The organism is Flagellimonas maritima, from assembly GCF_003269425.1.
Classification (GTDB): domain Bacteria; phylum Bacteroidota; class Bacteroidia; order Flavobacteriales; family Flavobacteriaceae; genus Flagellimonas; species Flagellimonas maritima.
The window spans coordinates 1,853,126-1,874,505 of sequence record NZ_CP030104.1 but is presented as its reverse complement, the minus strand read 5'-3'; the positions used below and the strand labels follow the sequence as shown (position 1 = coordinate 1,874,505).

Annotated in this window: 17 protein-coding genes and 1 pseudogene; 8 read left to right on the top strand and 10 right to left on the bottom strand. The window is 40.0% G+C overall.

All coding sequences use genetic code 11. The annotated features are described in order from the left end of the window. Window positions 1-93 precede the first annotated feature (93 nt). A complete protein-coding gene (locus HME9304_RS08285) occupies window positions 94-1,518 on the top strand; it encodes a Gfo/Idh/MocA family protein (protein ID WP_112378142.1) in 1,425 nt (474 codons plus the stop codon). A 76-nt stretch (window positions 1,519-1,594) separates the two neighbouring features. Further along, the gene (locus tag HME9304_RS08280; RefSeq protein ID WP_112378141.1) at window positions 1,595-2,053 is read left to right on the top strand and encodes a GNAT family N-acetyltransferase; all 459 of its coding nucleotides are present in this window, start codon (window positions 1,595-1,597) and stop codon (window positions 2,051-2,053) included. Here HME9304_RS08280 and HME9304_RS08275 read toward each other — a convergent pair. The 9 genes from HME9304_RS08275 to HME9304_RS08235 form a co-directional block, all read right to left on the bottom strand. Beyond that, window positions 2,020-3,300: an RNA polymerase sigma factor gene (locus HME9304_RS08275; RefSeq protein ID WP_112378140.1), complete on the bottom strand. Its 1,281-nt coding sequence runs from the start codon at window positions 3,298-3,300 to the stop codon at window positions 2,020-2,022. The two genes, HME9304_RS08280 and HME9304_RS08275, sit on opposite strands and share 34 nt — an antisense overlap. A 49-nt stretch (window positions 3,301-3,349) precedes the next feature. Next, a complete protein-coding gene (locus HME9304_RS08270) occupies window positions 3,350-3,709 on the bottom strand; it encodes a YciI family protein (RefSeq protein WP_112378139.1) in 360 nt (119 codons plus the stop codon). 100 nt (window positions 3,710-3,809) lie between these two features. Continuing rightward, on the bottom strand, window positions 3,810-4,883 hold the full coding sequence (locus HME9304_RS08265) for a PA0069 family radical SAM protein (protein WP_112378138.1): 1,074 nt from the start codon (window positions 4,881-4,883) through the stop codon (window positions 3,810-3,812). Window positions 4,884-5,029: 146 nt separating this feature from the next. After that, window positions 5,030-5,722, bottom strand: coding sequence for a hypothetical protein (locus tag HME9304_RS08260; protein WP_112378137.1), 693 nt, complete (start codon window positions 5,720-5,722; stop codon window positions 5,030-5,032). 321 nt (window positions 5,723-6,043) lie between these two features. Next, a complete protein-coding gene (locus HME9304_RS08255) occupies window positions 6,044-7,597 on the bottom strand; it encodes a hypothetical protein (RefSeq protein WP_313790007.1) in 1,554 nt (517 codons plus the stop codon). Window positions 7,598-7,621: 24 nt separating this feature from the next. Next, window positions 7,622-8,404, bottom strand: coding sequence for an enoyl-CoA hydratase/isomerase family protein (locus HME9304_RS08250; protein ID WP_112378135.1), 783 nt, complete (start codon window positions 8,402-8,404; stop codon window positions 7,622-7,624). Between the two features lie 49 nt (window positions 8,405-8,453). Further along, window positions 8,454-9,860, bottom strand: a complete 1,407-nt coding sequence (locus HME9304_RS08245; protein ID WP_112378134.1) for a sensor histidine kinase — start codon at window positions 9,858-9,860, stop codon at window positions 8,454-8,456. A 400-nt stretch (window positions 9,861-10,260) separates the two neighbouring features. Then, entirely contained in the window at window positions 10,261-10,809 is a 549-nt protein-coding gene (locus HME9304_RS08240; RefSeq protein ID WP_112378133.1) for a CopD family protein, read from the bottom strand. Between the two features lie 83 nt (window positions 10,810-10,892). Continuing rightward, window positions 10,893-14,030, bottom strand: a complete 3,138-nt coding sequence (locus HME9304_RS08235) for a VPS10 domain-containing protein (RefSeq protein ID WP_112378132.1) — start codon at window positions 14,028-14,030, stop codon at window positions 10,893-10,895. A gap of 413 nt (window positions 14,031-14,443) precedes the next feature. On the opposite strand from HME9304_RS08235, the pseudogene HME9304_RS17290 reads away from it, so the two are divergent. The 3 genes and pseudogenes from HME9304_RS17290 to HME9304_RS08225 form a co-directional block, all read left to right on the top strand. Next, window positions 14,444-14,734, top strand: a pseudogene (locus HME9304_RS17290) (IPT/TIG domain-containing protein); the annotation flags it as partial. 159 nt (window positions 14,735-14,893) lie between these two features. Then, complete coding sequence (locus HME9304_RS08230) at window positions 14,894-16,006, top strand: Ig-like domain-containing protein (protein ID WP_239023421.1); 1,113 nt, start codon at window positions 14,894-14,896, stop codon at window positions 16,004-16,006. A 394-nt stretch (window positions 16,007-16,400) separates the two neighbouring features. Next, complete coding sequence (locus HME9304_RS08225) at window positions 16,401-17,630, top strand: FAD-dependent oxidoreductase (RefSeq protein ID WP_112378130.1); 1,230 nt, start codon at window positions 16,401-16,403, stop codon at window positions 17,628-17,630. On the opposite strand, the gene HME9304_RS08220 is transcribed toward HME9304_RS08225, so the two are convergent. Next, entirely contained in the window at window positions 17,627-18,013 is a 387-nt protein-coding gene (locus HME9304_RS08220) for a DUF2237 family protein (protein WP_112378129.1), read from the bottom strand. The two genes, HME9304_RS08225 and HME9304_RS08220, sit on opposite strands and share 4 nt — an antisense overlap. A 568-nt stretch (window positions 18,014-18,581) precedes the next feature. Between HME9304_RS08220 and HME9304_RS08210 the strand changes: the two genes are divergently transcribed. From HME9304_RS08210 to HME9304_RS08200, 3 genes are all read left to right on the top strand, one after another. Further along, on the top strand, window positions 18,582-18,959 hold the full coding sequence (locus tag HME9304_RS08210; RefSeq protein ID WP_112378127.1) for a DoxX family protein: 378 nt from the start codon (window positions 18,582-18,584) through the stop codon (window positions 18,957-18,959). A gap of 127 nt (window positions 18,960-19,086) precedes the next feature. Then, window positions 19,087-20,226: an SPFH domain-containing protein gene (locus HME9304_RS08205; RefSeq protein WP_112378126.1), complete on the top strand. Its 1,140-nt coding sequence runs from the start codon at window positions 19,087-19,089 to the stop codon at window positions 20,224-20,226. Window positions 20,227-20,262: 36 nt separating this feature from the next. Beyond that, window positions 20,263-21,351 (top strand): TFIIB-type zinc ribbon-containing protein, encoded by a 1,089-nt coding sequence (locus HME9304_RS08200; RefSeq protein ID WP_112378125.1) that lies wholly within the window; start codon window positions 20,263-20,265, stop codon window positions 21,349-21,351. Window positions 21,352-21,380 lie beyond the last annotated feature (29 nt).

Sequence of the window (21,380 nt, the reverse complement as noted above, 5' to 3'; positions counted from 1 at the left end):
GAGCTGTCTATAATCAACCATACATAATCCATATTCCACTACAAAGTGACTACCCTTTTTTTGTATATTGAAGGCTATAATAAATCCCGTAAAATGCAAAGAAGAAAGTTCCTTAAAAATGCTGCGGCGGCCTCGGCAGTTTTTTCAATTGTTCCCAGCCATGTTTTGGGCAAGACCCATGTTCCTCCAAGTGATACCCTTTATGTGGGGGCATTTGGTGTAGGTGGAAGGGGCAATGGTGTCATACAGGGTTTGGCCAATACGGGAAAAGTAAAGTTCGTTGCATTTTGCGATGTTGATGAAAGGCGTGCCCAACCAACGTATGAACTTTTTCCAGATGTAAAACGTTTTAAGGACTTTAGAAAAGTCTACGATAAGCATTTAGATGATATCGATGCGGTTATGATTGCTACGCCAGACCATACCCATGCTACAATTGCACTCCCTTTTATGTGCGAAAAAAAGCATGCCTATGTTGAAAAACCGCTAACACACAATATTCACGAAGCAAGATTGATGACCAAAGTTGCTGCTGAAAACGGAATAATTACCCAAATGGGAAACCAAGGAGCTTCCAGTGATGATAGCCGTATTGCACGCGAATGGGTAGAATCCGGAATTATAGGAAAAGTACACACCATTGATTGTTGGACCAATCGCCCCGTTTGGCCTCAGGGAGTTCCAATTCCTTCTGAAAAGCAAAAAGTACCCAAAGAACTGGATTGGGATTTATGGTTGGGGCCCGCTTCAGTGCGGGACTACAATGCTGCGTATCTGCCTTTTAAATGGCGTGGCTGGTGGGATTTTGGCACAGGCGCTCTTGGAGACATGGGGTGCCATATTATGGAAACTCCTTTTAGTGTTTTGGACTTGGGTTATCCTACAGAGGCAGAAGCGAGTTGCACCACGGTTTGGGTCGGTGATTTTATAGAAGCGGATTATAGCCCTTCCTGCCCTCCGTCCTCTAAAATACATTTGAAATTTGAGCATGATTTCCATGGAGATATTGCTTTGAATTGGTACGACGGTGGTATTAAACCAGACTTGCCCGATGAACTCAAAGATGATGAAACCATTGGTGATGGAGGTGGTGGTACAGTAATGTATGGCGACAAAGGAATTTTGGTCTGCGATACCTATTCCAAAAATGCACGTTTATTGCCTTCCAAAATGATGAGTCTCTTTAAATCTCCTCAACCAAAATACCCAAGAGTCACTGGTGGAATTGACGGCCATATTTCCAATTTTGTCGACGGTTGTATGAACGGAACCTCTACTTCTTCAGATTTTGCCAAAGCAGGACCACTGACCGAAACTGTCCTCATGGGAAATCTCGCTGTAAAGGCATACCAATACAAGGTTTTGAAAGAAGGAAAAAATATAGGGGATTGGGCACCCTATGACTATCCTGGCAGAAGAAAGCTTCTGTGGGATGGAGAAAATATGAAAATCATCAATTATGACGAAGCAAATGCATGGGTCTCGCGAGAGTATCGCAAGGGTTGGGAATTGAGTTAGTATGCTCGGTTAATGAAAAGTTCCTGAAAAAAGCATCCCAAGAAAGAAACACGACATCTAGTTCAAAGGCTAAAACATGAAGGAAAAAATACAAACCATCAGGTTGTCGAGAACAGACTCTTCTCTTTTTAAAAAACTCATTACACTATTAAATGAAGTTTTTGAGGAAAACATTACAATTGCATCGGATAATCATTTGCAAAACCTAATCGCCAAACCTGAATTTTATGCTATAGTCGCTATTGCCAACGATATAATTTTAGGTGGACTTACGGCCTATGAACTACAAAGCTATTATAATGACAAAAGTGAATTGTACATCTACGATATTGCCGTAAAGAGCGAATTTCAAAATAAGGGAATCGGGAAAAAACTAATTCAATATCTTCAAGAATTATGTTCTAAAAATAATGTTTCAACAATTTTTGTTGATGCGCATTCTGAGGATAAACAAGCTATCACATTTTACGAATCGGTATTTGGAGGGTGTGAAAAAGTAGATCATTTTAATTTTGAGATTAAACCCAGTTCATAACATCCCCTTTTCAATTTTTTTCCAAGGTGTTTTTTTATCAAATCATTATCTGTTAAATCAATGGCTTTATTAAGGGTGGGAATATAATTCTCAAGATTGTTGGTTTCAAACATCAACTCGGCCTTAATGGCAAAATATAGGGCAGTAGTACTAAAATCATTTTCATTAGAGGTTCTTTGTAATTCTATAAGCCCCTCTTCTGCACCATGGATTTTTGCAAACGGCACAATTCTGTTCAAGGCTAGCATGGGGGTATAGTGCATGCGCAATTGTACATCGTACAAGTACAAGATACTTTTCCAATCTGTATTTTGAAATGTTTTGGCAGTGCAATGATAGTAGGAACGTGCAGCTTCCAAGTGGTAGCTTGAAGGTTTTTTATCCGCAGTACCCGAGTTTTCCAAATGGTAAATCCCGATTTGTATCAATTCTTCATTGTAGCGGGACCTGTTTTGATGCTCTAGCGTAACCAACTCCCTTTTATCATTCATACGTGCATCAAAGCGGGACGCATGAAAACACATTAATGCAATAAGTGCTTCAAGATTGGGATGCTTGCAATATTTATTTTTTTGTAGCAGCAATGCCAGTCGCAAAGATTCATAACAGATATCTTTTTTCAATATTAGAGATCCCGTAGTTGCCGAGTAACCTTCGGAAAACAATAAATAAATGACCTGTAGTACCATGAAGAGTCTGGACTGTAGTCCCATTTGCACGGGGATCTGCAAAAACTGAACTTCTTCCCTAAATTTCTTTTTGGCGCGTGTAAATGATTTTGCAACAGTTTCTTCTTTTTTTAATAAGGCTTCGGCCAATTCCCTATTGCTGAAACCGCCAATCAATTTTAAACTGAGTATTATTTGATGTTCTTGGGATAGCGAGGGATGGCAACACGCAAAAATCATCTTCAATTGACTGTCCGTAATAGTATCATCAAGAGAAACTATGTTCTCTGAAGTAGTTTTTTCACTGAGTATAGTATCCCCAAGGAAATCCATCTTCTTTTCCCTGCGCAAAAAGTCTATTAAAGAATTTTGGGCAACACGATACAACCAAGCTGTGGGATTATCCGGAACAGATTTATAGGCCCATACCTGCATGGCCTTCAGAAAAGTATCTTGGGCAGCGTCTTCAATCTGCTCCAAATGGGAAATTCCGAATTTGTTGGTCAATACAGCGACCACCTTCCCATATTCGTTTCGGAAAAGGTGGTCAAGCGTATTGGTCAGGTTTTTTTCTTGCATACAAATACAAAGGCCCGATCAGCACCGAGCTTTAAAAACTTCAATAATCCTAGTGCTGGTCATGGTCCATGGTAATTATCTCCCGTACCTCTACAAAACTGCCATCATAATCAAAGATGGGACATGCTTTGGACATTTCCACAGCTTCATCTATGTCCTTGGCCGAAACTATTAGATAACCGCCAACGACTTCTGCTCCTTCTGCAAAAGGCCCATTGGTGACCAGCTCCCCTTTTTTATGAACCACTTTTCCATCCTCTGCCAAGGGGAGACCGTCCAAAAGTTGGCCTTTTTCTTTTAGTCCCCCCATCCACTTTCCCCACACTTGCATGTGAGCTTGTTTTTCTTCTTGGGATAATTTTTGATACGCTTTTTCTCCCCCTCTAAATAAATACAAAAAATTACTCATCGATTTTGGTTTTATGCCTGCAGCACAGACTGATTTATACTTTGTTTACATTTTTAATGACGAAAACAAAATACTGCATTGGACAATCTTTCTAAATTTATTAAAACAATTTCATTTGACCATCCTTATACTGCTCGTGCATGTTCTTATTTAGTTTGGGAAAACTCTTATCCTTAAAATAAAGATGTCTTGCCAATTTTGCCATATCATGAATTTGGGTCGCTATTTTACCTTCGCCCCTATTGCGTATTCCAAAACGACTGTCATTGATTGAGCCCCCGTGGCAATCTTGGATAAGATGCAATACCTTTTCGGCTCTATCGGGCATTGCTTTTTTAATCCAATCTGTAAATATTTGGCCTATGGCGCCATTGAGGCGAACTACGGTGAAAGCAAAGGATAATGCGCCATTGTCAGCAACCGTTTTGGCCAGTTTTAACAATTCGTGGCTATTGATTCCGGGAATCATCGGAGCCAGCATAGCATTAACAGGAATTTTATTTTCTGATAATACGTTAATGGTCTTCAATCGCTTTTGGATTGATGCCGTTCTTGGTTCTAATTTCCTTCTTGTCTTTTCTGAAAGTGACGTTACCGAAATGTTCACGCCAACCAATTGATGGGCGTTCAGTTCTTTTAAAATATCCAGATCCCGAAGCACTAAGGCATTTTTGGTGATGATGCCTACTGGGTGTCTATACTTTAAAAATACTTCAAGACATTTTCTTGTAATTTCAAATTTTTTCTCGGCGGGTTGGTAACAATCGGTATTTCCGGACATTACTATGGTCTGCGCTTTCCAGTTCTTATGCTTTATTTTAGCTTCCAATAATTTGGGAGCAGATTTTTTCACAAGAATTTTCCGTTCAAAATCCAATCCTGCACTATATCCCCAATATTCGTGGGCGTTGCGGGCATAACAGTAGATACATCCATGCTCACAACCTTGGTATGGGTTCATGGAATAGGCCATCCCAACATCTGGGCTATCGACTTTGTTAACTATGGTTTTTGGAAATATGGGAATATATTGGGTCTTATTGCTCTCGGCTTCTTCACCTTCCAAATGGCAGAATTCCAAAAAATCCTCGCGCATTTCATATATATGTTGAAGGAACTTATTGGATGTATTTTTTTGGGCTCCACGACCTTTGAGGAATTCTTTATATTTCATTTATTGGATTTATTCCAAATTTATGGATAATTTCCAATATTAGATTTTGTTTGAGCGTTATTCCATAAAAAAAAGCTGGGCGAATGCCCAGCTTTTCAATTGATTAATTTAAAAATGATATAAAATTAGTTAGCTAAATCTATTTATTACAATCCAAAGTAATTGGCTACTGCGTTATAATCGTTGGTGTCTACTCCTGCAGCTTTCAGTGTTGACTCAAGACTCGTTTTATTGGCTTTGGCTCCCAGGCCACTATACTCTATGGCCACTATTCTGAACAATGAATATTCTCCATCTTGTACTATATGTTCACTATCATCCTCAGTATTGTAAAAATTTACCTCAATATCGTAATCGAAATCGAAATCTGCCTTATTAGCAAAATAGTATACTCTTGCATATATTTCGTTACCTCGCAAGTGGCCTGGCACTGTATACCATAATTGTGTCTGTGTATCAAAATCAATATATTTAATGTAAAAGAAAAAAGCGTAGTTATCCTGCTCCTCTAGGGGAATAGGCATTGTAAGTCGTAATTCGGACCCAGAAAAACCGTCCAGCAGCGTATCGAACTTTTGAACATTGGCATTGCCATCTTGACCAGATGTACCAGTATCCCCTTGACAGTCAAGAGCATCATAATTGCCATCTTCGTTCACGTCTTCTTTACCGTCACCTAGACCATTGCCGTTAAGATCCCAACAACTGATTCCATCTGCGCCAGGATCTCCTGTTATACTTTCTCCAGGATCACCGTCAGTACCATCTTCACCAGAACATGAAACCAATATCATTGCAATGCACAAAAAGAAAGTTTTAAATAATTTAATAGTTTTCATAAATAATTGTTTAATGGGTTAAGTTCAAAAGTATACCGCTCCATTAATTTATTTATAGGTGAATTGACCAAATAAGTATATGATTTGATGAATGCTCTTATTGAATTGATGTGTTACATTTATTGAAAGTGTTTTCTTATAGTTATTTGGATATATTATCATCATGACCTGTTTATTCTTATTGAAACCTGAACTTATAATACCATACAATTAAATGGATGGGCCTTAAATAGAATCTGCTAACTTTATATAATGAAGAAGACCTCCAATTGGAGGTCTTCTTCATTGTTCTGAAACTTCAGATGTTGTAAATTGTTTTCCCTATTTAAAGTTCACCTTTACCAATTGTTTTTTGTTGCCTCTTTTGGCGTAAAAAAGCATTTTATTCTCTTCTTCGTCCTTAAGTGGTTTTGAGACCATTAATGGAAGTCTCGCTTCTTGGTTATCAATAATTTTCTCATAGTCCATTTTGCCATTTTCATCCAAAGAAATCATAAAAACGTTCCTGTTCCTACTGAGACCTTGTTTGAAGATAAGACGTTCATTATTGATCAATTGTGGATTTTCCGAAGCAGTACAAATAAAGAAATAGGTGTTTCCATCCTTGGCATAAGAACTGTATGAGGCATAAGCACCATCTCCTTGGGTTACCTCAGCTTTATTTATGTTTCTGGCCCACTCCATGTCACCATTGGTCGTTAACTTTACACTGACAATATCGTTGTGATGATATCTTTCCACTTTTACACGCTGTCCAGCTCCTGTAACTTCCAGGCTGTTGGTCACAAAATATTCTTCGGCATTAAAAAAGATTTCTCCCTGTGACGCAACTTCAACCCCTTTAAAAACAAGATTTTTTATTTCCTTGTCTTCATCCCTACCAAATTTATCTTCCATAAACTGTTGCGAAAATGGATTGTATTTTTTTATATTGATATCCAAGGATAGTGGGTTAACATCAAAATAAGCAATTCCATTATATCGATTATCCTTTCTATCCGCATAGAAACCTGTACAGACCAGTCTGTCTTTAATCAAAACAGGAAATAATCCTTCTGAATACTTTTCTGGGTCATCAAACGACTGTGTTTGGCTTCCATTGCTCGAAACCTTTATCAATTCGTACTGAAATTTTCTTTCATCAACCCTAAAACGTTTCTTTTTAAAATAAGCTTTGCCAATAATGTATGCCGTTTGCAAATCCTTTGCTATAGCGATATTTTCAAAGGCATAGTTCTTTTCTTCTATCTCGTATGAAAAGTCATGTTCAAACTTTTTGTTTAGGGCCGTATCGTATAGATGGATAATATGCTTATTGTTCTTTCCCTTTTTATGATGAGTACTGATAACAAATCCTGTTTTTTCTTGATCAAAAAGTATAGCTGTTGAAAAACCAGTTGAAAAATTTCGGTTATAATAGTTCTTCCCCACAGGGTCCCTGACCTCTTCAGAAGCTATTGAAAGCAATCTTTTGGGTTTAAAATCAAATGCTGTGATGGGACTGCTGTGAACCCAATATTCATACTGGCCACGCTCATAGTCATAGTTGAGAAACAAAAGATTTAACTGTCCGTTTTTTAAGAAACCCTCAACAAAATCAAGTCCTTTGAGCTTATAATTATACTCGGAGACCAGTTCTAAGTTACTATTGTAGCGTTCTATCAAATAGCCTTTTGGCTTCAAGATGATTCCTTGAAAGTATCCCCGCACCAATATATAGCCACCTTCTCCGTCTTCTGCAATAGTCAACAAATTTGAATAGCGATGCCGATCGTTGAATTTTTCTCCAAAATCATAGGATACAGGCATTTTTTGGGTAGTTCCCATGATCCAGTATAAAAAAAGGATCAACATTAAAAATCTTTGTTTCATCATAGTCTGGTTTGGTTAGACCAACAGCTATGAACCGGGAAAATCTGCTTTTCGTTTGTCCAAAAAAGCGGTAGTGCCTTCTTTAAAGTCATTGGTGCCGAAGCATTTTCCAAAAGCGTCGATTTCCGTGGCATAGCCATTTTCATCATACTTAAAACCAGCATTTACGGCATTTATTGCATATTTTATGGCAACTGAGGAGTTATTCGATATCCTGCTCGCAATTTTAAGAGAAAGAGGCAATAATTCCTCTTGGGGCACTACATGGTTGACCAATCCGTAGGCTAAAGCTTTGTCTGCATCGATCATTCCCGCAGTCATAATTAGCTCCATGGCCCTACCTTTTCCAATCAACTGTGGTAGACGCTGTGTACCCCCATAACCGGGTATTACTCCCAAAGAAACTTCTGGCAATCCCATTTTGGCATTGGAACTTGCGAGTCTAAAATGGCACGACATGGCCAATTCCAATCCACCGCCCAATGCAAATCCGTTAATTGCAGCAATAACGGGCGTGGAGAGATTTTCCACAAAATCAAAAAGTATGCTTTGCCCTTCTGCAGCCAATCGCCCTCCATCTTTTACTGAAAAATCCGCAAACTCTGAAATATCGGCACCTGCTACAAAAGCCTTTTCCCCAGTACCGGTTATGACAATAACCTTGATCTTTTCGTCAGCATCAAGTTCCTTAAATGCTACGTGCAATTCTTCTATGGTTCTTTTGTTAAGGGCGTTCAGTTTTTTTGGGCGGTTAATTAGTATTGTTGCGATAGCATTCTCTTCTTCGATATAGATATTTTCGTAATTCATTTGAAACTGTTTTTATTGAACCTGACCTTAATTCTTTTTTTGGTGTTTTTTATTCTTTTGGGAACTTTACGGTAAATACAGTTCCTTTATTGACCTGCGATGTAAAGCGTATAGATCCATTATAATTCTCAACAATATTTTTTACCATTCCCAAACCAAGACCCATCCCGCTTGTTTTGGAAGTGAACTTGGGCTCAAAAATCTTTTCCTTGAACTCATCAGCTATTCCTATACCGTTATCGGCCACTGAAATCTTAACTTGGTTTCCTTCGGAAGCAACTGTAACCAATATCCTTGGTGATGCTATCTCCGGTAATGCTTGAATGGCGTTTTTAACCAAATTTGTGACTACACGTATCAATTGTGTTCGGTCCAATTTTGCTATAATTTCCTCTTCGTCCGAAATAAAGTGAATGTAGTCTTCATTGAAAATATCCAATGCCAGCTTAACGATTTTGACAACGTTTAACGTTTCGTTCTGTTGAGCGGGCATCTTTGCAAAATTTGAAAAAGCCGAGGCAATACTGCTCATAGTGTCAATTTGTTGTATCAACGTTTTGGAAAATTCCTTGATCTTGGATTCGGCTTCAGGGTCGTTTGGGTTAAACTTTCTTTCAAAACTTTGCACGGTCAAGCGTAACGGGGTCAATGGATTCTTGATTTCGTGCGCTACTTGTTTGGCCATTTCCCGCCAGGCTTGTTCTCGCTCACTACGTGCCAGCTTTACAGCGCTTTCTTCTAGCTCATCAATCATTCCGTTGTAAGAATCCACCAGTTTTCCAATTTCCTCACTAGTATCTTTTATAAAGATTTTTTTATTTCTTCTTGTCAAATCGGTCTGCGTCATCATATCTGAAACCGTCTGTAATGAACGTGTAATATATTTTGAAATGAAGTACGCCAGGATTACTGCAGAAAGCAACATCAATAGATATACCCCTGCCAGTCTAAAAAGAAACTCCCTCAGTTCCATATTATTAAATGTATTGTCTTCAAAATAAGGAAGGTTCATTATACCAATGGGCTTAAATTTGGTATCGTTTATATAGGTGTAAGAAGCCTTGTAATTATCCCCTGCAGCAGATTTTTCCTCCACATATCTTTTATCGGGGTTTGCCAAAAGGTTGTTCAAGATATTGGCATCAAGACAATTGGAAATAGAGTCGATTTCAAAACTGGGACGGGAACTACGAATCAGCCCTCCTTCAAGGTCATAAATATTAAAGGGGACATTTTGTACATCTGATATTTTATAGATTTCATCCTTGAAAATATATTGGAGATTTTCTGTAGTTTCAGGATATGTGGTCTCTTTTAAGACATAGTTAATGCTTTGAAGAATCTGTTCTTCCTTGCGCTCCAATCGATCCTCATGGTAATCCTTGCTCTGTTCCCTATACTGGTAAATGGTCACTCCTGCAATTAATACGGAAGCTATGAGCACCAACAGTATCATAGTGAAGAAAATGCGAGATCTTAGGGAGAGCTTTCTGAACAAGTTTATTCTTATTTGAGCATAAATTTACGCAATTATCGAACCAGGCTCAAAAAGCAAACTCAAACTCAAAGTTCAAACTCAAATACAAAGCTCAAACCCAAACTCAAACTCAAATGCAAATGCAAATGCAAAGTTCAAACTCAGATATTGGGGTTGAGCAAGTTCAATTTCAAATCTGAGTCCAATTTTATAGAAACGATTCCGGTCTATAAATTTTCCCAAAACTTCAAGTGCTGCGCTAAAGGATGTCGTTGGTCCAAAGAATTGATTGGATGCATAGAAACGCTCCAGTGCTCAACTGCAGTTCCAACATATTTATAAAATTGCACTTGAGTTTAACTTTGAGCTTTATATTTTATCAGGCATTTGGGTTCTTATCCCTAATTCTTTTGTAAAGACGGATTCCAAGCATTAACAGAATTGCCAGAACGAAAATACCGATCACTCCATAAATCCAATTGAAAGCGTTTTTTAAGACAACCAAAAAAACTATCGCAAAAAGAATAAGCGTAGCCCCCTCGTTCCAAATCCGCATGAAGCGCGGAGTATAGCTGATTTCATCCTTTTGTAGCTGTCTAAAAATTTTATGGCACTTTAAATGGTATCCAATTAGCAGTACTACAAATACAAGTTTTACATGCATCCATGGTTGTTGCAGCCAAGCTGGCATTATTATGAGCAACCAAACGGCGAATACTGTACATAAGACCGCAGAAGGCCATGTAATAATGTACCATAAGCGCTTGGTCATCAGTCTAAGTTGGTCCGATAATATTTCTTTCTCCGGTGACGGCTTTTGTGATGCTTCAATATGATAAATGAACAGTCTGGGAATATAAAACAAGCCCGCAAACCATGTGACAACAAAAATAAGATGAAGTGATTTTATATACGGATAAAGTTCCACTACGGCATTAGGTTAGATAAAGGGCTAAAGGTAGCAAGTACTTTTTAAAGAACCTTTATCCTTAACCCTAAACCTAACGCATTCTATTCCTCGATGAACAAATAATTTAAACTTAGATTATTAAAAGCTTCGTTGAATTCTTTTATCTCTTTATCGACCAAGGCATCAAATGCCGTAAGCTCTGATTTAATTTTGGCCGAGAGTTCATTTTTTACTGCAATATCTTGGTCGGTTGGTGGAAAATCATCAATAGAGACCAAACTGTTCAAATGCCCAAGTTTATTGGTCAATCGAATGGGGAAGTTCAGCGGATCTTGATTGCTCCTATTTTTAGTCTGATAAAGTGCCTTTTCAATCTCTTCAAAGTCTTCCTTCATCTTGTTCGCTTTTTCGACCAAATCCTTAGTTTGTTCATTGTCCTTGTATTGCTTTGCAAAAGCGTCTAGTTGCGTGTTTATTTTTCTGATTTTCTTTATAGATTTATGTGCCCGGTCAATGGTATTGTTTATGTCCGAAATAAAATCGTGCTGTTTTTGCATATCAGCAACGGAGACTTCAGCTCGTGGGTCAGGAAGAATCTCGAACTGTTCCGATTGTTCCGCACCATTTACGTTAAGGGAAACTTTATAGGTGCCCGGAACGGCTTTTGCACCATTAAAATTGGCCCACCAAAAAATCATTCCTTTCAATTTTTCAGCTCCTTTACCACGCGTATCCCAAACATGGGTATTTCCGCCTTTTTCCACTTTGAGTTTTTTGTCCTCATCCTCGGCAAAAGTGCTGTACGTAGACAAGGTGTCCCCACTTTTTGAAAAGTATGTTAGACTGATGCTATCCTTCTCGGCGACTTCATTTAAATAGAAATGGGTAATTATACCATTAGGATGGTTTTCACCTTCGGTCTTGGATGGTTCTTTAGCTACACTACCTTTGGTACGATAAGCTTTTTTTGGTTTAAAAAGGATTGTTTCTTTAGTTTTTTTAGCATTGTCCATTTGATGAAGGACCGTTAAATCATCTATAATCCACAAGCTTCTTCCTTGTGTGGCTACAATTAGATTATCGTCTTTGAGTGCCAAATCTGTAATAGGAACAATAGGAAGATTCAATTGAAACGGACTCCAATTGCTTCCATCATCAAAGGAAATATACATTCCGGTTTCTGTCCCTGCATAGAGTAATCCCTTTCTTTTGGGATCTTCCCTAACTACTCTGGTAAAATGTTCATTAGGAATACCATTGGTGATTTTTGACCACGTGTTGCCATAATCTGTTGTTTTGTATAAATAAGGTTGAAAATCCCCGAGTTTATACCTGGTAGCTGCCACATAACAGGTTCCTTCATCAAAAGCTGAAGGTTCAATACTATTGATCATGTTCCATTCCGGCATACCTGATGGAGTTACATTTTCCCAATTCTGTCCACCATCTCTGGTAACGTGAATTAAACCATCATCACTACCAACCCAAATCAATCCTTCTTTTAAAGGGCTTTCGTTGGCCGCGAAAATGGTACAATAATACTCAACACCTGTATTGTCCTGTGTAATCGGGCCCCCACTCGAAACCAGTTTTGTTGGGTCATTTCTGGTTAAATCGTCACTGAGCAATGACCAGCTTTGACCTTCGTTTGTGCTCATGTGCACATGATTGGAAAAAGTATAGAGTTTTTTGGGATCGTGCTTGCTGAACATTATGGGAAAATTCCATTGAAAACGATATTTCATTCCTTCTGCACCGTATCCCATGGGATTGTCCGGCCACACATTAATTCCTCTTACAGTTTTTTTATCATGATTCACCCGGGTTAAAAATCCTCCGTAACTACCTCCATAAACAATATCATTATTGGTGGGGTCAACAGCTATATGTGCAGATTCTCCACCTGCAGTGGGTTCCCAGTCGTCTTCGCCAATACTGCCATCATCGCTACGATGGTTTACCCGCAAGGTAGAATTGTCCTGTTGTGCCACATAAATACGATATGGAAAAGCATTATCCGTTGTTACCCTATAATATTGGGCCGTAGGCTGGTTGTAGTAGGTACTCCACGTTTCACCACCATCATAGCTTACCTGCGCCCCACCATCATCACCAATAATCATGCGCTTTGAATTTTCAGGGGCTATCCAAAGGTCGTGATGGTCACCATGTGGCGCATTGAACGTATTGAAGGTTTTTCCTCCGTCAGTTGATTTATGGTAGCGAACATTTAAAACGTACACCACATCCTCATCTTCCGTATCAGCATAAACTCTGGTATAATACCATGCCCGTTGGCGTAATTTACGCTCACTGTTCACTTGTGTCCATTCCTTGCCTCCATTTTCTGAACGATAGAGTCCTCCTTTTTTCTTGTTCTCAACGATTGCCCAAACGCGCTCACTATTTTTTGGGGAAACAGCAACTCCAATAATGCCCAAAGTATCTTTTGGGAAGCCTTTATTTTTGGAAATTTCCGTCCAAGTTTCACCGCTATCGGTACTTTTCCATAAGCCTGAGCCTTCGCCACCACTGCTCAAACTATATGGGGTTCGTTTTGCCCGCCATGAAGAAGCGTACAATATACGGGGGTTATTGGGATCCAAGGTAAGGTCAACAAAACCTGATTGATCGTTGACAAACAATTTTTTGCTCCAAGTCTGGCCACCATCCGTGCTCTTATAAATGCCCCGGTCTTGTGTAGGCTTGTAGATGTTGCCCAACACGGCAGCATATACTATATTATGGTCTTTTGGATGGATACGGATACGTGGTACATGACGACTGTTCTCTAGCCCTGCAAACTTCCAGGTTTTTCCTGCGTCTTCAGTTTTCCAGATACCATAGCCGGATGATACGTTGCCACGAAGCGTTTTTTCACCACCGCCAACATAAAGCACATTAGGGTCGCTTTGGGCCACTTCGACAGCTCCAATGCTTCCTCCAAAATATCCATCGGAAATATTTTCCCAAGAACGTCCACCATCCAACGTTTTCCAGACCCCCCCACCGGCAGCTCCAAAATAGAAAAGATTGGGTTTGCCAGGTACGCCGGTTACCGCAGCAGAACGACCGCCCCTATGTGGTCCAATTGACCTATACTCCAAACTGGAATACAGCTCTTGTGGAAACATTGTCGTAGCGGTCGATGTTTTCTTTTTTCTTTGGGATTGTACAGATACGGAGAGAAATGATAAAGCAAGCAGCAATAGGCCAGCTTTGGAAAGTAATTGTTTCATTTTTTTGGTGTTGAATTAGTCAATTCTAAAAGTAAGGAAAAACACAGAAATGTATACTGTTAAGTTGTAACTAAAAAGAGATTGGGACTCAGAAAATAGAAAAAAGACACCGACCCATAGTCCCCAACAATAATTAAACTCTCAACTTTCGCCCTTCACCCATCACCCATCACCCGTCACCCGTCACCCGTCACCCGTCACCCGTCATCGGTCACTCGTCATCCGTCATCCGTCATCCGTCACCCTTCACCCTTCACCCGTCACCTTTCACCCTTCACCCGTCACCTTTCACCCATTCCCCCTTCACCCTTCATCCCCCATCCATCAACCCAAAAAGGCCATCCGTCAATCCACCGACCCGTGGCCCATGGGATTTTCCTTACTTGTACCGCAAACTTTAAAATATTCTTATCATGAAAAGAATCAACTATCTGGGCATGCTGTCAATGGCACTCTGCCTTATGGTATGGGCATGCGGCAAGGACGATGCCCCAACAACGACGCCCGAGCCAGAGCCAGAGCCGACCGCGGCGCCGACCATTTCCGGTTTCAGCCCGATCAGCGGGCCCGTTGGAACGGCGGTCACCATAGAGGGGACCAACTTCAGCACCACCGCGGCCAACAATACCGTGACCTTCGGCACCGTTGCCGCCACCGTGGCCAGTGCCACGGCTACCAAGATCGTGGCCAGCGTGCCATCGGGCGCTGTGACCGGCAAGGTGGGCGTTGCCGTTGGCGGCAAGACCGCCGCCAGTACCAAGGACTTTACCGTTACCGTAACGGAGGAGGAAAAGAACCCGTCCATAGGGCTGGACAAAGAGGATTTCCAGCTGTTCCGCTACGATACGGCCGAGCTGGCCGTAGTGGACAAGGTGGACGTGGACGGGGATAGCCCCGTTGCGTGGAGCAGCGACGACGAGCAGATCGCCACCGTGGACGAGAACGGAACGGTAAAGGGCCTCAAGGTGGGGACCGCCACCATTACCGCCACCGTGGAAGAAGCCTCCGCAAGCGTTACGGTCACCGTGGACCCCAACATATATGTGGCAGGGTATGTACAATCTTCTGGTTCCCGACAAGCTGTGGTCTGGAAGAACGGGGTGGTGACCGAGCTGACCGACGGCACCAAGGAAGCACAGGCAAATGCGGTGTTCGTATATGGCGAGGACGTCTACGTTGTGGGCCATGAAAGAGATCAAGACAATAATAGAAGGGCCATGTTGTGGATCAACGGAGATCAGATAGCTTTGTCGAACAGCCTTGGTATTACCTCTTCAACTGCATATGACGTTGTTGTCAACGAGTCGGGGTATTATGTAGTGGGGGAACAGTCTGCCAATGCAGCATCGATAGGGCGAGTTTGGATATCCAATGCCAATGACGCAACACTAGTCGAACCAGGTTACGAAACAAACGTTCCTAGAGCGATATCCATGGACGACCAGAACAACTGGTATGTATCCGGCTATATAAGGCAAGATGTGGACCTCGATTACAAGGCCTGTTATTGGACGGCAGGAACGGCTGCAAATCCCGAAATTCTCGAAAATGATGCCCGTGCTTACGATATCCAAGTGGTAGGGGACGATGTCCATGTATCGGGATTTAGAAATGTGGATGGAATAAGTGCGGCAACAACATGGAAGAACGGTGCGGGGACCGACCTGACCGACGGGACCAGTAACTCAATTGCCTATTCACTGTTCGTAACGGGCACGGATATATATGCGGCGGGAAATGATGGTAACAATTCAACAGTCTGGAAGAATGGTGTTGTTGCCACATTGCTTAACATCGACGGTAACACCTCCTTTGCCGAATCCGTATTTGTCTATGGTACAGATGTATATATCTGTGGTGGATCTTTGCAAGGAGATTTGATAAAGGCGGTTTTATGGAAAAACGGGGAACCAACGGTATTTTTTCCGGAAGATTCACCTACGAACAACAAAGCCTTTTCGGTCTTTGTCGATTAATGGTTACGGTCAAATAAACTTATTTATAACATACAAAGGGCCGCCCAATGGGCGGCCTTTTTCTTTTTGGTTGTCCTATATGTGGGACGGAGAGCAATCCGTAAGAAAGGTACCTGGCCGGTGGTAAGGGGCAGGTTTTAGGCTCCCAGTGAGGTTTAGGGTTTAGAGAAAAAATACAGTAATATCCAGCAATCCAGCAATCCAGCAATCCAGCAATCCAGCAATCCAGCAATCTAAAATTCAGACTTTACACTTCAAAAAATCCAGCATAAAAGTTCGGAATGACAAAAGGGACGTAATTTAAACCCCTGCATAACGGATAGCCTATATTGTTTTCGTTGCTTTTTATTCGAAATTGAAATTCCTAATTTTACGTAGAAATGCAATCAATAGTATGGTAAAGAAATCAACTAAAATATATATTGTAGGTGCGGGCATAAGCGGATTGGTCGCCGCAAAAACATTGGAGGCACAAGGATATTGCCCCGTATTATTGGAAACGACTGACGCAGCAGGAGGGCGTGTTAAAACGGATATTGCAAATGGAGTTTTCTTCGACCACGGCTTTCAGGTTTTGTTGTCAGCTTATCCACAAGCTCAAAAGCATTTAAACTATACCAATTTAAAATTAAATCGATTCAAACCGGGGGCCTTGATATTCAAAGAAGGTAAAACCCAACGTATCGGTGATCCGCTTCGGGATATTTCAGCATTGTTCCCCACAATTTTTTCTTCAATAGGCTCCCTTTCGGATAAAATCAAAATTTTTACCCTGACCCAAACGCTTAAAAATAAATCAATTGATGAAATCTTTGCTTCTGCAGAAATCTCCACCTTGAATTATCTAAAAAATTATGGGTTTTCGGACCGCATCATTGAAAACTTCTTTAGGCCATTCTTTACTGGGATTTTTTTGGAAGAGGAGTTGCGAACGCCCTCAAGAATGTTCGAGTTTGTCTTTAAGATGTTCGGGGAGGGTTATGCTACGCTTCCCGAAAACGGAATAGGAGCGATTTCAGAACAGTTGGCGAATCAACTAAAAAATAGTGAAATCAAATTTGGGCATCGCGTCTCTAAAATAAGTTCAAATAAAATTCATTTGGAAAATGGTGAAGTACTGCAAAGTGACGCCATTTTGGTGACTACGCCTATTACCATTGAAACTGGAGAGCACGATTTGAACAACCTTGGATGGAAAAGCTGCGACAACCTGTATTTTACCGTTGAAAAGAAGACCTTTGATGAAGGAATTATAGGATTGGTTGCAGATAAAGACGCTTTTACAAATAACCTTTATTATCCTTTCGATCAAACTGTTTCTGGCGACCCAATATTATCAGTAACCATTGTTAAGAATCACACGCTAAACGAAAAAGATTTAGTGGAAACCGTTAGTTCCGAATTATTGAAACATTGTAAAATCGCCACTAAAAGTTTTCTTAGGAAATATACCATAAAACAAGCGCTACCCGATATTGATAATTTAAAAAAGGAGCTTTCACCCAATAAAATTAAAGTGTCCGAGAATGTCTATGTGGCAGGTGATTATGTATTGAACGGTTCGTTGAATGCAGCAATGGCTTCTGGAGAGTCTGCGGCCATAAAACTTATGGAAGAACTTTAGGCATTACTATATTTATGTTCCAATAACAGTTCAAAATCAATAATCTGTAAGGCTTTTTCATGGGTAGCTTCCAGAACTACTACAGGGGCTTTTCCAGCCTTCTGAGCCTGTTTCCAGCGTGATGCGCACAAACACCATTTGTTACCAGGTTGAAGACCGGGAAAATCATACATCGGCATTGGGCTGCTCAAGTCGTTGCCCTGAGCTTTTGTATAAATTAAAAACTCTTCGGTCATGATGGCACATACCACGTGGGTTCCTACATCTTCGGGTCCCGTTCTGCAAAATCCATCGCGATAAAACCCCGTTTTAGGAGTATGACAACAAGCTTGTAGCTCAGTACCCAACACATTTTTATTCCTTGATTTTGTTTGTGTTTTCAATATTTGGTTTTTATTGTTTTAGCCTTTAAGCAATCTTTTGGTCAAAGTGAGTTTTATCATTATGCTTGTTCAACAATAGGGATTCTATTTTCTTTCTTCTTCAAAATCTTTATACTTTTTGTTTATCATTGTAATTAAATAACTAAACATTGTAAAATTCCCACAATTTTATGAATATTCCCAAATTAAGTAACATATAAAATAGAGCTGGAAACGATTTTATAAGACCATCTTTTATTTTTATTCTCACTATAAATCCACACATCATCAATAAGCAAAGACAAAAACTTGAAATTAGGGCCAGTGGAAGGTAATAAATACCTGCCAAAAGACTAGTCCCTCCTAGGATTTGAAGATATCCATTGGCAATTCTAAATTTTTCCAGACCGTAGCGCTTAAATTCCAACCTCATATATTTTGAAATTAAACAGCTTATCCCAAATACGATAAACGACACGCCAGAAAAAATCATTGTGACCAGCAATAAATTGGAGACACCTACCGGTAAAAGTTGTAAATTCAATATTTAAAATATTTTGTTTAAATTTACTTATAAATCATTAAACAAATGGAATATATTGTCATTGCCGCTAAAATTATAATTTTTATCAGCATTATAAATGTTTGGTTTTTTCGTTTTAATAAGTCTACAGAGTGGCGCGCAGGCAATGCAAAAAGTATGAAAGCTGAATTTGAAGCTTATGGTTTAAACGATACGATAATGTATATTGTTGGAGGACTTAAAATCATTAGTGCCACATTATTGCTAATTTCTATATGGATTCCAATTCTAGCAGTCCCTGCAGCAGCAATTATGGCATTGCTTATGTTAGGAGCTATCGGTATGCACATAAAGGTAAGTGATGCATTAAAAAAATCATTGCCCGCTTTATTTTTTCTACTCCTTTCTTTGTTGATCCTTGCCAACTCTTACGGAATTTTCTAAGCATCCTTGATTATTTCACAAGTTTTTCGCTTTAGAGAAAACTCTTATATTCTTTAAATCAGGATTTTTCTTCCTTCCTTTCATCCTTTTTTATAGTTTTAGAAAATTAATACTGAAACACGTTATCATGGATATTTTTGGCAAAATAAAGGAGAAACTAACCAATGAATTTATTGATATTGTCGAGTGGCTCGACTATACAGACGATACCATAGCACATCGGTTTGAACGCTACCAAAACGAAATTAAAAATGGAGCTAAGCTCATTGTACGCGAAGGGCAGACCGCGGTCTTTGTGAATGAAGGACAATTGGCGGATGTCTTTACTCCTGGAACTTACGACCTTACCACACAAAATTTACCTATTCTCACTACGTTGAAAGGTTGGAAATATGGTTTTAACTCTCCGTTTAAAGCTGAGGTATATTTTGTGAATACCCATCTCTTTACGGATGAAAAGTGGGGAACAAAAAACCCAATAACCTTAAGCGATGATCGTTTTGGATTGGTAGAAATTCGTGCTTTTGGGACCTACGCTTTTAAAATCTCCGATGCTGGAAAATTTATCGTTGACATTGTGAGCACGGATAGCAATTTCACAAATTTTGAAATTAATGAACATCTAAAGAGTTTGATAGCCACTCGCTTTACGGACACCGTTGGCGAAGCCAATTTACCCATTGAGCTATATGCCGCGAACACTTCGGAGCTTTCTGAGACTTGCCGGGAAGTCATGAAGCCCGAATTTCTTTCCGTAGGTATTTCACTTGAAAAATTCTATATCGAAAATGTTTCCATGCCCGAAGACCTTAAAAAAGAAATCTTCGAGTATAGCCGTATCGACAAACTGGATTTGGATAAGTTGACCAAATTTAAGACTGCCAAAGCAATAGAAGCTGCCGCTAAAAACGAAGGCGGTACGGCAGGCGCAGGAATGGGAATGGGAATGGGCTTTGTATTGGCCCAACAAATGGGTGGAATGATGACTGGAGCCCCGCAAGCAAATATTCAAATGGGAAACCAACAACAGGCAGGCAGTTTTCCTCCACCAATGCCAGCTTCTGTTCAATATTTTTACGCTGTTAACGGAACACAACAAGGCCCGGTTTCTTTTGAGCAACTGCAAGCTCTTTTTGCAGGGCGTACCATCAATAGGGACAGTTTGGTTTGGAAGCAAGGGATGACTTCATGGACCGCGCTAAAAGAGGTCGAGGAATTGAAGTCATTTTTAGGAGGAAGCACTCCACCGCCACTCCCTACAGAATAAGTTTTCTACTTGGCAATCCATAAATAAGAAAAGTCATTGGAGAAACCTATCCAAAAAACTGAGCTTAAAAAATCCTGTGCTAATTGTGGAGCAGAGCTCAAGTACAAGCCGGGCACAACCAATATCACTTGTGAATATTGCGGCCATGAAGAGGTCATAACCATTGATGAACGTGGTTTTAAGGAGTTAGAACTTTCTCCTTATCTAAAAAAAATGGGGGCACAAAAGCATAGCGAGGAAATTTCTATGCTTCATTGCAAAAATTGTGGTGCCAACCAGCATGTCGAGGAAAATTACAAATCGTTGCATTGTATATACTGTAGTATGCCCTTGGTTATTGAGGACGCTTATAAAGAAGAATGGATTTTACCAGGTGCAGTTCTGCCTTTTCAGATTGAAAAAGAAAAATCGTTTGCTATTTTTCAGAAGTGGGTCGGTAAATTATGGTGGGCCCCCAATAAATTGAAAAAAGCAGCGCTAGACCCACAATTTACCAAAGGCCTATATCTTCCCTATTGGACTTTTGATGCGCAACTTTCCGCTTCGTATACTGGACAACGTGGAGAATATTATTACGAAAACCAAAGCTACCGGGACAGTAAGGGTAAAAAACAGACCCGAAGGGTTCGTAAAACTAGATGGTACCCAGCTTCGGGTAATGTTTCAGGCTTTGTAGATGATACATTGATCGAGGCATCCCAACAAAAAACAGGCAGAATCCCAAAAAAAATCGCTTATTGGAACTTAAAAAAATTACAACCCTTTAACAGTGGTTTTTTATCCGGTTTTGTTACTGAAAAATATACAATTCCTTTAAAAGAAGGTCATTTGCTTTCCAAAGATGTGGCTCGCAATATTGCGACCCGCTGGTGCAAACAAGACATTGGTGGGGATACACAACAGGTTAGCAGTATGAACATGAGTTTATCAGAAGAGACTTTTAAGCACATTTTATTGCCTATTTATATTAGTGCCTATCGTTTTAAAGGAAAAGAGTACAATTTTTTTATCAATGGTGAAAATGGACAGATTTCAGGAACCAGACCCTACAGTTTTTGGAAAATATTCTTTGCGGTACTCTTAGGAGTGATCATTTTAGGGGTAATCGTTTACTTTGCAAAGTAACCGTATAATAATTTTATTTATTAGAATAA